This window comes from Sphingobium sp. FG11 (genome assembly GCF_057809915.1).
Genome location: NZ_JBMDKW010000005.1, coordinates 101807 through 114518 on the forward strand (window position 1 = coordinate 101807; position 12712 = coordinate 114518).

Annotated in this window: 11 protein-coding genes and 1 pseudogene; 1 reads left to right on the forward strand and 11 read right to left on the reverse strand. The window is 62.1% G+C overall.

Annotated elements, in window-relative coordinates; genetic code table 11:
• Window positions 1-14 precede the first annotated feature (14 nt).
• Together ACODSN_RS06100 and ACODSN_RS06105 are read right to left on the reverse strand one after the other, a co-directional pair.
• Window positions 15-1283: an MFS transporter gene (locus tag ACODSN_RS06100; protein WP_489053936.1), complete on the reverse strand. Its 1269-nt coding sequence runs from the start codon at window positions 1281-1283 to the stop codon at window positions 15-17.
• On the reverse strand, window positions 1280-2086 hold the full coding sequence (locus ACODSN_RS06105) for an SDR family NAD(P)-dependent oxidoreductase (protein ID WP_489053937.1): 807 nt from the start codon (window positions 2084-2086) through the stop codon (window positions 1280-1282). Before ACODSN_RS06105 ends, ACODSN_RS06100 begins: the two co-directional genes overlap by 4 nt.
• Before the next feature lie 224 nt (window positions 2087-2310).
• Here ACODSN_RS06105 and ACODSN_RS06110 point away from each other — a divergent pair, with 224 nt between their 5' ends.
• Window positions 2311-3780, forward strand: a complete 1470-nt coding sequence (locus tag ACODSN_RS06110; protein WP_489053938.1) for an aldehyde dehydrogenase — start codon at window positions 2311-2313, stop codon at window positions 3778-3780.
• Between the two features lie 309 nt (window positions 3781-4089).
• On the opposite strand, the gene cas2 is transcribed toward ACODSN_RS06110, so the two are convergent.
• The 9 genes and pseudogenes from cas2 to pgeF all read right to left on the reverse strand — a co-directional run bounded on the left by cas2 (window position 4090) and on the right by pgeF (window position 12658).
• Complete coding sequence (gene cas2 / locus ACODSN_RS06115; RefSeq protein WP_007711423.1) at window positions 4090-4428, reverse strand: CRISPR-associated endonuclease Cas2; 339 nt, start codon at window positions 4426-4428, stop codon at window positions 4090-4092.
• On the reverse strand, window positions 4425-5348 hold the full coding sequence (gene cas1 / locus ACODSN_RS06120; protein ID WP_489053939.1) for a type II CRISPR-associated endonuclease Cas1: 924 nt from the start codon (window positions 5346-5348) through the stop codon (window positions 4425-4427). The genes cas2 and cas1 overlap by 4 nt, the downstream gene beginning before the upstream one ends.
• Before the next feature lie 21 nt (window positions 5349-5369).
• Window positions 5370-6335, reverse strand: coding sequence for a hypothetical protein (locus ACODSN_RS06125; RefSeq protein ID WP_489053940.1), 966 nt, complete (start codon window positions 6333-6335; stop codon window positions 5370-5372).
• Between the two features lie 68 nt (window positions 6336-6403).
• Window positions 6404-6786 (reverse strand): annotated as a pseudogene (locus tag ACODSN_RS06130) (DDE-type integrase/transposase/recombinase); the annotation flags it as partial.
• Window positions 6787-6801: 15 nt separating this feature from the next.
• Entirely contained in the window at window positions 6802-7605 is an 804-nt protein-coding gene (locus ACODSN_RS06135; RefSeq protein ID WP_489053942.1) for an ABC transporter ATP-binding protein, read from the reverse strand.
• Window positions 7606-7616: 11 nt separating this feature from the next.
• A complete protein-coding gene (ntrB, locus tag ACODSN_RS06140) occupies window positions 7617-8612 on the reverse strand; it encodes a nitrate ABC transporter permease (protein WP_489053943.1) in 996 nt (331 codons plus the stop codon).
• A 24-nt stretch (window positions 8613-8636) separates the two neighbouring features.
• Entirely contained in the window at window positions 8637-9929 is a 1293-nt protein-coding gene (locus ACODSN_RS06145; RefSeq protein WP_489053945.1) for a CmpA/NrtA family ABC transporter substrate-binding protein, read from the reverse strand.
• A gap of 435 nt (window positions 9930-10364) precedes the next feature.
• Window positions 10365-11627: an alginate export family protein gene (locus ACODSN_RS06150; RefSeq protein ID WP_489053946.1), complete on the reverse strand. Its 1263-nt coding sequence runs from the start codon at window positions 11625-11627 to the stop codon at window positions 10365-10367.
• A 272-nt stretch (window positions 11628-11899) separates the two neighbouring features.
• Entirely contained in the window at window positions 11900-12658 is a 759-nt protein-coding gene (gene pgeF, locus ACODSN_RS06155) for a peptidoglycan editing factor PgeF (RefSeq protein ID WP_489053947.1), read from the reverse strand.
• Window positions 12659-12712: the final 54 nt, after the last annotated feature.

Genomic DNA, 12712 nt, shown 5'->3' on the forward strand with positions numbered 1-12712 from the left:
TGCGCTCCATTTGACTATGGCCGGCGTCTCGCCCGCTGCGCCATCGGGATCAGCCAGGTGACGGCCATGCACGCCGCCGGTGCGATCGCGGCGCACAGGAAGAAGCCGCTTGTACTGACGCCGGATGCGATCAGCCCGGCACCCGCCATAGGCCCGCCGATTGCGCCGATACGTGCGACCGCGACGCCAAAGCCGATCGCCGTGGCCAGATAGCGATCCGGAAAGAAATCCGTGGCGATCGCGATGATCGCAAGGTGGACACCAGCGGCACTGCCCGCCGACAGGAAAAGCAATATACCCCAGACCCATGGATCGGGCCTGACAAAGGTCAGGAGCAAAAACGCCAGAACGATGGTGGCGTATGCGCCGCTCAGTACCCGGACCACTCGCCCTCGGTCCAGCAGCTTCGCGATCAGCAGGCCCACAATCAGCCCGCCCAGATTGATGACCGATAGGGAACGGGCGGACAGGTCGAGCGAAAAGCCCACCCTAGGCAGCAAAGTCGGGATCCAACTGCTCGTCAGATAGATCGTAAACGCGTTGAGACCGTAGAGCAGGATGAAGATCGCCGTTGCGGTCAACAAAGGTGGCCGCAATATGTGGAGCAATTGATCGCGAGCGCGAGGGGGCTGGTGGGCTGCCGGTTCCTCCTGCCGCTCGGCCAGCACGCCTTTGTCCGGAAGCAGGAAGAACAGCAGCACCGCCAGCAGCATGATGCCGATACCGGGTATGAAGAAGATCGCGCGCCAGCCGCCGATCGAAACCAGCAGCGGCACGACCAGGCCCGAAGTGATGCCGCCGATGGCGACGCCGAGTGAAACGATCGTGATCGTGCTCGCCCGCTTGCCCTCCGGCGCCCAGATCGCAGTTTGCGCCGTGACATTGGGCAGGCACGCGCCCAGCATCAGGCCGGTCAGCAGCCGCCAGAAGGTAAAGCCCGCCACGCTGGCCGCGCTCGCGGTGCCCATCGTCGCCAGTCCGATCAGCGCGACGGTCACGACGATGGCCGGACGGCGGCCATAATGGTCGCCCAGCGGTGCGAGCAGGATCGCGCCAGCGCCCAGGCCGATCAGAACCGCCGACAGGGCGAACCCGAAATCGGAAGGCGGTATACCGAATTCGCGCACGATATGCGGCAGCGCGAGCGGCATGGCGGCCAGGTCATATCCATCGACGAACAATATCATGGCGCATAAGGTCAGGCCGAGCGGCAGCCGCGCGCCATAGCCCTGCGCATCCGGACGCCTGCGCTGCCACATCGATAGGGTGCGGCTGTCGCTCACGCCCTTTGCAGCCGCTCTGCCAGCATGGCCGGAAGGTCCCAGTCGACATCCAGATAGCAGCCCGACAAAGCATCGAACTGCCCACAAGCCAGATCGACGGCAAGATGTTGCAGCTTCTTTCTGGCATCGGCGCTGTCCTGGGGCGTTATGCTTTCCAGCAAGGCGACAAGCGGCGCGGCATATGTCCGTGCGTCGGGGGACGCCAGCGTCTGGTTCGACATGTCGGTCAGGATAGTGCCCGGCTGGATCGCAAAAGCGCGAACGGCGCTGCCAGATCTCTCGGCGTCGACATGCTCGGTCAGGCGGATGAGGCTGGCTTTGGCGACCGCATAGGCCGATGCGTTGGGCGCGACGAAAGTCCCGGCCTGTGACACGATGTTGATGATGCGACCATGGTCCGCCGCCTGCATGGCGGGCATCGCCCGGCTCATGCACAGCATCGCGCCCAGCACATGTACGCCCTGCGCGCTCCACCAGTCAGCGACACTGATACTGCCCACCGGACCGATCGGCCCCTGTACACCGGCATTGTTGACCAGAATGGAGACGGGGCCGAGCACGCGCTCTGTTCGTGCGAAGACGGCGTCGATGCTGGCGGCGTCGGTTACGTCACAGGACACGGCGATGACGCGACCGCCGCGCGCGGCCAGATCGCCGGCGACGTGGGCGATTTCGTTTTCCGATCGTGCGGCCACGGCGACCGAAGCGCCGGCGTCCGCCAGCGCTTCGGCGATGGCCTGACCCAGGCCGCGTCCGCCGCCGGTTACCAAGGCGACCTCCCCCTTCAGGCGCATGGGGGTCATGGCCTATGTCCGTTGGCGCCGTACGGAGCCACCAAGGCGTTTCGCATTGTCCTCTCCCTACAGGGATATGCAAGGGCCACTCTCATGGCAGCCTAATCGTAACGATCGATATAATACGACACGCTGAGGCTTGCCTGTCAAGCGATCAATGACGGTCCATCCGTAGTTGATTTAATCATAACGTTCGTTATTGTTATTGCGGAATCGAGGAGAGGAAAACAGATATGACACCCCACGATATTCACATCGCGCATCCCGACCGGCTCTATATCGGAGGCCGCTGGGTGGAGTCAGTGGGCACACAGTCGATCGAGATCGTCTCACCCAACAGCGAAGAGGTGATAGCGCGCGTTGCCGATGCGGTCGACGCGGACATGGACCGGGCCGTCGCCGCTGCCCGCCAGGCGTTCGACGAGGGACCATGGCCCAATCTCAGTCCGGCAGAGCGCGGCGTGTTCGTGCGCCGGATGGGTGAGGAGCTTCGAAAGCGCGAGCCGGAATTGGCCCGCGCCTGGACAGTGCAGGTGGGCGGGCTTGCGAGCTTTGCCCCGATCATGACAGGCGGCGCGACCGCGACCTTCCTGCAAATCGCCGGCTATGCCGACAGCTTCACCTTCGTCGAGCGCAGGCCGTCCATTCAGGTCGACACCGCCATCGTCGCGCACGAACCGGCGGGCGTCGTCGCCGCCATCGCGCCGTGGAACGCGCCCTATGGCATCATGGCGAGCAAGGTCGCCTATGCGCTGGTCGCGGGCTGTACCGTCATCATGAAACCATCGCCCGAAACGCCGCTCGAAGCCTATATCATGGCCGAAGCCGCCGAAGCGGCGGGCATACCCGCCGGTGTCGTCAACCTCGTCTGCGGTGGTCGGGACGCATCCGATCACCTGGTCAACAATCCGGGCATTGACAAGGTGACGTTCACCGGATCGACCGGCGCGGGGCGGCGGATAGGGGAGGTATGCGCCGGTCGCATCGCGCGCTGCACCCTGGAGTTGGGCGGCAAGTCCGCCGCGATCGTGCGCGATGATTTTCCGATCGACATCGCCGCCGCCATATTGGGCAACACCATCACGATCATGAGCGGGCAGGTGTGCGCCATGCTGAGCCGCGCCATCGTGCCCCGGAAGCGGCATGACGAACTGGCCGATGCGATTCGGAATGTCATGCAGGGGATCCGCATCGGGTATAGCGACGCGGTAGAGACGCAGCTTGGACCCCTGGCGATGAAGCGCCAGTTGGAGCGGGTCGAAGACTATATCGCGCTGGGCAGGGAAAGCGCCGACCTCGTCACCGGCGGCAATCGGCCCGCGCATTTGAACAAGGGATATTTTATGGAGCCTACCCTGTTTGCAAATGTCGACAACAAAAGCCGCATTGCGCAGGAAGAAATCTTCGGCCCCGTACTATGCCTCATTCCGGCCGACGATGAGGAGGACGCCATCCGTATCGCCAATGACAGCATCTACGGTCTCAACGGATCCGTGCTGACCAACGATGCCGACGCCGCCTATCGCATAGGCCGACGCATCAGGGCGGGCGGTTTCGGGCAGAATGGCATGAAACTGGAATTTGGTCAGCCGTTCGGCGGGTTCAAACAATCGGGCATAGGTCGGGAAGGCGGCGTCGAGGGACTCTCTCCCTATCTGGAAACCAAGACGATATTGCTCGATGGAGCGCCAACGGTAATTTAACGGCCGACCGCCAACCACTCAGAACGCATTCGCTACAGCCGCTGTCGCGCGAAATCGAGAAATACGGACCGCTTTTTCAGGATCGATGTGGAAGACGCGCTCGCCCTTGCTGAGGACGCTGAAACTCAACCTTATCGGCTCTTTGTTTCCGGCGAGGAACTGAACTCGGAGCTTTTAAGAAAGCCGCCGTTTCCACAGATAGTTGCCGCTGGACCGCGGTCTCTGAGCGGCTATAATTGATCAATGGATATTGCATTGAAAAATAACGCAATATCCATTGATCCATCACCGCAAAAATCACCCGACTCGCTAGAATAGCGCAAGCTGATCCGGGTTTTTCCGTTGCCGTCGTCGGCGTTGTCCTGAAAATCGCACGATATTTTCATACTGCCGATCCGTGAAGCTGAGGATGTGGACGTCACCGCGATCTGGCAGGCTCGACTCGACCCGCCGCATATAGGTTTCGAATTGTTCCTTGCCGTTGCAAAAGCGAGCATAGACCGAAAACTGGCTCTTTTCAAAGCCTTCATCCAGCAGAAATTCGCGGAATTTCGTTGCTGCGCGCGCCTGTTCCCTGGTGGTCACGGGCAGGTCGAACATCACGAAAATCCACATCAGCCGATATCCGCTTAGCTGGCTCGCGCTCATGACAGTAGCGAGTCGAGTCCGGCCAGTTCCAGCGCGGACGGGGGAATAGGAAGCACAATGTTAGCCGCCTGTCCGCTCTGGAACGCGCGCGACAGGCTTTGTGCGACCCGGTTCGCGGCGCCCGCCACGGTGGTCGTGCCGTCTGCACCGGGCAGGTCGAGCGCGATCAGTCCTGCAAAGGCGCGCTTGGCTTCGGGCGTCACAGTATCGATTCTTCGTGCGACAAGACGCAGGGCGAGCGCATCGACCAGTGGCCGAAACGATTCGATCAGGTCGTCGGCCAGAGCAAAGGCGTTGGTCCGATTGGCGTGATGCACGCCGATCGACGGATGCAGGCCGGACGCGACCACGGCGCGTGCGCACAGTGACCGCAGCACAGTATACCCATAATTGAGCAAGGCATTGATGTCTTCCGCATCCCGATCGCGCCGGAATCCCTCCCCCATCAACAGCGGCCAGTAACGCCGCGCTGCCTGTGCCTCAACATTGTCCGGATCGCCTGAGCCCACGCGCAGGGCAAGCAGATCGAAGGCTGAGGATGAGATGCCATTGGCCTCCAGCACCGCTGCTTGCCAGCGGATCTTAGCGATGACGATCCGGCGCCACAATTGCTTGGACAGCGGCTTGCCCGCCTCCCACTGCGCACGCATTCGGCTGTTCTGGGCATGATGTCCGTCCAGCGGCAGGCACACGGCGACGGGCGCGTGATTGCTGCCGCACAGCAGCATTACCGCGCCGCGCTGTGCCAATGCGACGATCAAGTTGGTCGACCATGTAACACCATGGGCATGAACGATGACGGCCGCGACATCGTCAAGTGGCACGCGACCCACTTCCTCGCGATCCTCCGACACGATCAGGAAGCCGCGATAAGCGGACAGGTGGCGGCCATCGGTGGCGATATCGACGATCCGGTCCATCTGTCGCGCCCCCGCCCTTGGTCAGATGTTCTTGCGCGTCTTACGACGGGCGGTGCGGGCGGGGAAACCGGGGTCGAGGACGCGGCCTATTTCGTCGATGCGAACCTTGCGAAAAGACCATGCCTTTTGTTTGGCGGGGAAAAAGGAAAAATAGGAAAAGGGATCACCCTTGTCCGCATCTCTGGATTTAAGCGCGCCGCTTTCCTGCGGCTCGGCAAGGTAAAGCCTGCCATCCTGGCCGAATTTTACAACGCGCAGCAACAACCGCTCCTGTTCGGGGCTGGTTGCGGCCACGACATCATTCTGCTGCAGGCTCAGAACCTTGCGCGCGGTCGGATTAAGATCACGAATTTTCGATATCCAACTCGGCTGGTGCGCGTCGAATGTTGAAACCACTTCCGCCTCCCACTTGCCACCCGGTAATTCCCACACATCGTAACGATAATTGGAGTCGCCCTTATATCCCTTATAGATATGTCCATTTCGGTCGCTTATCGGGATGACAGACAAGGCTTCGGTCACGCGCACACGACGTACGCCAGCAAAGGGGTGCCATTCCCGATCAGGAAAATCCGTCACCGCTCTTTCAAACGCCTTGCCTTCCAGCCCGTTCAGATGCTGGTAGAGCGCGGCCTTTAGATCGGCGTCTCGAATGCGGTCCAGATCAGCGAGCTTCTTGAAGCTGGACAGTGGCACGCGGCGCACGACGATGTTGTTGCCCTTGGCGTCGGTTTCGCCGGTAAAGCCATAGGCGGTGTCATTGTGCAGGCGGCCTGCGGTCGCGTCCTTGCCCTTGGGCAAGCCCGCCTTGGACGCCGTGCCATGGTCGGCACGATGACTGACGGTGATGGCGTTGACGGCGGTGCGCAGATCGTCGCGGAACCCCTCCCATGGTGCGAGAATGATGATCCGCTCGCGCCCTTCCGCGCCTTCCAGGCCGGATTCACGTGCAATCTTGTGGAGCATGCCGCGATCGATGATCGCCACGACCACCGCGTCGATGCCGGTTTTTGGACAGGGTGTTCTGAACTGCTGCCGGTCCTATGGGCACCCGTTTAGGCTACATTCGCCCGATTCTCGAAGTCCATGGGGCTGAGATAGTCCAAGGTCGAGAGCCTGCATGTGGGATTGTAGAAGCGCTCGATATATCGAACACGTCCTGCCTTGCTTGGTTGCGCGTCCGGTAGATTTGCGGTCGATGCGTTCGTTCTTCAATGACGAGTAGAAGCTCTCCATTACAGGCATTGTCCCAGACGTTGCCGGACCGGCTCATCGGGCAGGTGACGCCATGGTCAGCCATCAGCCGCTGGAACTGCTCGCTGGTATACTGGCCGTTCTGATCGAAGTGGTGCAGCAACGCATCGGGTTTACCGCTTCGCCAGATCGCCGTGACCAACGCGTCGATGACGAGCCGCGCCGTCATCGTGTCGCTCATCGACCGCCTGAACGAATCTCAGGCCGCCTGATTGGCCGGGTTGGAATAGCGCTGATGCAGGAAGTGAAGCACGGCCTGCCGCGCATGATGATATTCCACCGTCTCCGCCGCCTCTATGCGGTTGCGGGGGCGCGGCATTGTAACAGCCAGGTCCTCGCCGATGGTCGCGGCAGGGCCGTTGGTCATCATCACCACCCGGTCGGCCAGCAGCACGGCTTCATCGACGTCGTGGGTAATCATGACGACTGTATTGTTGAGCTTGGCCTGAATCTCCATCACCGCATCCTGCAAGCTGGCGCGGGTCAGCGCGTCCAGTGCGCCGAAGGGTTCGTCCATCAGCAACACGCGTGGCTGCATGGCGATGGCGCGGGCAATGCCGACGCGCTGCTTCATGCCGCCGGACAGCTCACCCGGCCGTTTGGTCGCGGCATGGGCCATGTGGACCAGATCCAGATTATGCCGCACCCAGTCGCGCTTTTCCGCCTTGCCCGCCGCCTTCATCGTCTGGTCGACGGCGAGGCGGACATTTTCCTCCACCGTCAGCCAGGGCAACAGGCTGTGATCCTGAAAGATGACGGCGCGGTCGGGACCGGGCCGGTCGATCACCCCGCCATCCAGCAGCACGACGCCGCGCGTCGGCTTGACGAGGCCGGCTATGATGTTGAGCAAGGTCGACTTGCCACACCCCGAATGGCCGATCAGCGCCACGAACTGCCCCTTGTCGATGGCAAGATCGACATTCCGAAGCGCGGTGAACGCGCCCTTGCGGGTGGGAAAGGCAACGCCGATGTCTTCGAGCGAGAGATAGGCCTGCTGTTTCATGAGTGTTCCTTTCAACCCTGGCGGGCGACGCGACGGCCGATCCAGCCGACCAGGCGGTCGAGGCTGAAGCCGACCAGACCGATCCAGACGAGAGCGACGATGGTGTCGGTGAGGAGCGAGCTGTTATAGCTGTCCCAGATGAAGAAGCCGATGCCGGTGCCGCCCTGCACCATTTCCGCCGCGACGATGGCGAGCCAGCTCATGCCCACGCCAATGCGCAGGCCGGTGAACATATAGGGCACTGTCGCGGGCAGCATGATGCGGAAGAGATAGCTGACCGGACTGAGCGCCAGTACCCGGCCGACATTGCGATAGGTTTCGGGGATATTCTGAACGCCCGTCGCTGTATTGAGGATGATGGGCCAGATGGCGGTGATGAAGATCAGAAAGATCGCCGATGGCCCGGCCTGCTGAAAGATGGCGAGGCTGATCGGCAACCAGGCGAGCGGGGGAACGGTGCGCAGCACCTGAAACAGCGGATCGAGGGCGCGAAAGGCGAACAGGCTCTGGCCGATCAATATGCCGAGCGCGATGCCGACGATCGCCGACAGGCCGTAGCCGATCGCGACCCGCTCCAGACTGGTCAGGATATGGCCGGCGACGCCCACATCGCCGCCATCCTCGATATGCAGGCCGCTGGCGTCGAAGGTGACGCCCTTCAACGGATGCATGATGACGTCATGGCTTTCTGTCCAGACCCGCGACGGGCTGGGCAGGCTCGATTCCGGGTTGCCGCAAATGGCTTGCCACAGGCCCAGCAATATCACGAGCATCAGCATTGTCGGCAGGATCGCGGCCAGAAAATCCCGCGCCCGCTCCTGCAAAGGTCTTGAAGCGGGCGCGGGCAGCGGTCGGTGATGTCCGTCCGTCTCGGACATCACCGGCGCTGATGGCGTTACAGGGTCGGCGGAGGCCAGCATGGCAGGATCGCTTTCAGGCAGGGCGTGCAGGGATGGCGGCGGTGCGCCATCCATGAACGGGGTTGCAAGGACGGAAGTGGCGGTCATGGTCGTAGCCTCCCTGGCGACGGCTCAGCGCTTGATGGCGAGGCTGGCGAGATAGGCGGCGGGATTGCCGGGGTTGAAAACCTTGCCGTCGAAGAATTTTTCGACGCCGCGGCTGTCGCCCTTCGGAATCTGGTTGGCGGGCACCTTCGCCAGCGCGGCCGCCTTGCGCCAGATGTCGGATCGGTTGACCTTGGCGATCGCCGCATTGGTGTTGAGCGCGGCGGGCAATTTGCCCCAGCGCTTGTTCTCGACCAGGAACCACAGGTCATGGCTCTTGAAGGGGAAGGAAGCGTTGGACGCCCAGAATTTCATCTTGAACGGCGCATTCTTGATGATGCGGCCATCGCCCATGTTGAAGGTGCCGGCGAGCCGGTCCTGAATGTCGGCAGGCGCGACCTTCAGCCAGTCGCGACCGCCGATCATCGCGGCGAGCTTGGCATTGTTGGCCGGATTGTCGGCCCAGCGCTGCGCGTCGATGATCGCAGCGGTGATCGCGACCGCCGCATTGGGATATTTCGCGACCCAGTCGCTCCGCATCGCGAAGCTCTTTTCCGGGTGGTTCATCCACAGCTGCCCCGTCGACACGGCGGTATAGCCCAGCCCCTGCGAGATCAGCTGGTCATTCCATGGCTCGCCCACGCAAAAGGCTTCCATCGTGTTCGCCTTCATATTGGCGACCATCTGCGGCGGCGGGATGGTGATAAGTTCCAGATCCTTGTCGGGATCGATCCCGCCAGCCGCCAGCCAGTAGCGCAGCCACATGTCATGCGTGCCGCCCGGAAAAGTCATGGCCATGGTGATCTTGTTGCCTGCGGCCTTCCGCTTGGCGATGATGCCCTTCATCTTGGCGGCGTTGATGTCGGCCTTGGCGGACAGATATTCCTTCTCCACCGAAATGCCCTGGCCATTGACGTTCAGCCGGGCGAGGATGCTCATCGGCGTGGTCTTGCCGTTGGTGCCCAGGGTCAGGAAATAGGGCATGGGCGTCAGGATATGCGCGCCGTCGATCCCGCCGCCGTCAGCGCCCAGCACGAGGTTGTCGCGCGTCGCCGCCCAGCTGGCCTGCTTCATGACCTGTACGTCGGGCATGCCATATTTGGCGAACAGGCCCAGTTCCTTGGCCACGATCAGCGGCGCTGCGTCGGTCAGCGCGATGAAACCCAGCTTCGCGCCCTTGACTTCCGGTCCGCTTCCCGCCGCGAGCGCTCCGCTCGGCAGCAGCGCCGTCGCGGCCGCAAACGTCGCCGCTGTGCCTCCCAGTGTCAGGAAACGCCTGCGCTGCATCGCAGCATCGAAATGTGATGAATCGTCGGCCATTATTCCCCCCGGATTTTGAACATAAAAAAGCCGCCTCGAACGTCGATCCGACTGGATCGCTTCGGGCGGCATCATTGCCATTGGCGTCGCTTAAAAGCTGTCGCTTACGTCTCGCTCCGTCATTGGAGAAAGCGCGTAAATCTGACCGCGCCATGTTGCGCGGTGAACCAAAGCTTACAAATTTTGCTGCGCAGCACAAGGGACTTTATGATGCGCCGCAAAAATTCTTATAAGTTCGAATTATCGATTAATATGAGTATGTTATTTCGCCCAGCGGTCGGCATCGCAGGGGCGACTGGATCATGCCGGTCACAGTCTCCTGCACTGTCCTGATGGATATAAGACCCCGATTCGGACTGCGCGCGGCTATGTTGAAGGGAGCGCGCGCCGTCATGCAGACGCCGCACGCTCCCATTCAGTAGATCGAGGACCGCCTTACAGCGAATAATCGATCTGCATCCACAGCTTGCGCGTATCCGTCGCGAAAGCGTCCGCATTATAATCGGCATATTTGACCAGCGCCGACAGCTTCTTGTTGATTTTGAGCGTCGCCTGCGCGTTCCACTCGCTGCCATAGTCGATGCTCAGACGGTCGCTGTCATAGCGATGATAGCTCACCAACAGCCCCAGCGGTCCCATTTTGCCGACTTTGGGCAAGGTGTAGCCGATGCTGCCATAGGCATCGCGCAGCCCGTTGGGCGGAGTGACGAGGAACTTGTCGGCCCAGCCGTTGAACTTGTGCAGCGTCGCCAGCGGCGTCTGGAGGCTGGCGACAACCGCCGCGCCGGTCACCTTGTTGGTGGCGGAGGCGTCCGCGCCCAGCACTTCATAGCCGCCCGTCAACGTCCATCCCTTGGCCGAGACGCCGATTTCGCCCAGCCAGTAATCGGCTCCATAGTTGATACGGCTGCGATGATAGTCGGACTGGCGCGCATAGCTGGCGAGCAGGTTGAGCTTGATCGCCTTCGAAAGTGGCACACTGAACGCGGCACGACCGCCATAGGTCTGGCTCGACAGGCTGAAGGGCTGGGCCAGATAGGTGACGGCAGCCTCATCCTGATCGACGATATAGGCAAAGCCGGTGATCGTCCCGGTCTTGAGCTTCCAGGACAGGTTGGCGAGAATATTGTCGCCGCTGACCGCCTGCTGCCGGGTGCCGAACCCGTCCACGCCCCAGATGGTGCGCTGGCTCCAGGCATAGGTGACGTCGGCCTTCAGATTCTTGATGCCGGTCCATTCGATGCGGGCGGCGTCGAACGTCTGTTCATTCTGGCGCCAGCCGACCGATCCGACGAAGCGCTGATCGTCGAGATTGATGCGCTGGCGGCCAATGGTCACGACCGTCTTGGGCAGGCCCTTATACTGGATCTGGATGCGGTTCAGCTCGACATTTTCCGGATCGGCGACGATCGGATAGGCCGCCTTGCCGTTGACGCCGCTATTATAATGTTCGGACAGGGCGAGGGTGGCTTCGGCCTCGACAAGCACGGAGAAAGGCCCGCTGGTGGCTTCCACGCCGCTGCGCATCCGCATCGTCAGCGCGTCCGCATCCTTCGCCAGACCGTCCTGATCGACGCCCTCATACCGCAATCGCGCATCGATGATGGGCTTGAGCTTGAAGCCGTCGGCGCTGGCCGGTTGCGCTGCGGTCAGCGCGATGGCCGAAATGCCGATCGCGGATAAGAATTTGTAATGCATAGCTTCCCCCTTTTGGAATCGTTGAATATCGGCCGGCGTGATCCCGGATTCTGGACAAGAAAAAGCCGCCTCGAACAGCGATCTGGCGGATCGGTTCGGGCGGCGACATTGCCGTTCGGCCTGGCGTCTGCGCAGGCATCGCGCCTTTCCATCGTTGGAAAACGCGCGACCAAGGCTTGCACCTTGTTGTGCGAGCGATGCAAAGCCTAATCGTTTTGCGGCGCAGCACAAGCGCTTTTATGCGGCAGTGCAAAAAAGCCGAGAGGAGCGGTTTACCTGATGGCAATCATGGAAATCTGCCGGCCATAATCGGGTTCGCCGCGATGGCAGGACCGGCGATAGCTGAAGAACCGTTCTGGCTGGGTATAGGTGTCCTCGTCCAGCAAGGCGATCTGTTCGATCCCCGCGCCGCGCAGCCGGGACGCGACGTAGCCGGCAATGTCGAAGCGGCAATGTCCGGCGCGGCCCGCCGCGAAGAAGCGGCCATTATCGGGATCGTCGCGCTCGAACCGTTCGGCGAAATCGGTGTCCACCTCATAGGAGGACCGGCCGATACAGGGGCCGATCGCGCAGACGATCCGCGCCCGCACCGCGCCGAGCGCCTCCATCGCGGCGATACTATTGTCCGTCACGCCCGCCAGAGCGCCCTTCCAGCCTGCATGGGCCGCACCCACCACGCCCGCCACAGGGTCGGCAAAGAGGACGGGCACGCAATCGGCGGTCAAGATACCCAGCACCAGCCCCGGCCGCGCCGTCACCATGGCATCCGCCGCCGGGCGGGCCTCCTCGGCGATCGCCTCCTCCACCGTGACGACATCGGCGGAATGCACCTGCCGCACGGTCACAAGAGACGCGCCCGGCAACAGCGCATCGCGCGCCATTTCGCGGTTGCGCACTATCGCCTCGCGATCGTCTGTCGATCCCAGCCCGACGTTCAATCCCGCATGCACCCCGGTCGAAACGCCGCCGCGCCGCCCGGCAAAGCCATGCGGCACATCGGCCAGCGCCCCGGCCTGCAACAATTCGATCATCCTGGCTCCTGTTTCCGGCATCGACGCGGGCGTCGCCCGGTGACGCAACATACT

Coding starts and splice junctions, on each gene's coding strand:
- ACODSN_RS06105 (WP_489053937.1), bottom strand. CDS start 2,086: ATGACCCCCATGCGCCTGAAGGGGGAGGTCGCCTTGGTAACCGGCGGC.
- ACODSN_RS06110 (WP_489053938.1), top strand. CDS start 2,311: ATGACACCCCACGATATTCACATCGCGCATCCCGACCGGCTCTATATC.
- cas2 (WP_007711423.1), bottom strand. CDS start 4,428: ATGAGCGCGAGCCAGCTAAGCGGATATCGGCTGATGTGGATTTTCGTG.
- cas1 (WP_489053939.1), bottom strand. CDS start 5,348: ATGGACCGGATCGTCGATATCGCCACCGATGGCCGCCACCTGTCCGCT.
- ACODSN_RS06135 (WP_489053942.1), bottom strand. CDS start 7,605: ATGAAACAGCAGGCCTATCTCTCGCTCGAAGACATCGGCGTTGCCTTT.
- ntrB (WP_489053943.1), bottom strand. CDS start 8,612: ATGACCGCCACTTCCGTCCTTGCAACCCCGTTCATGGATGGCGCACCG.
- ACODSN_RS06145 (WP_489053945.1), bottom strand. CDS start 9,929: ATGGCCGACGATTCATCACATTTCGATGCTGCGATGCAGCGCAGGCGT.
- ACODSN_RS06150 (WP_489053946.1), bottom strand. CDS start 11,627: ATGCATTACAAATTCTTATCCGCGATCGGCATTTCGGCCATCGCGCTG.
- pgeF (WP_489053947.1), bottom strand. CDS start 12,658: ATGATCGAATTGTTGCAGGCCGGGGCGCTGGCCGATGTGCCGCATGGC.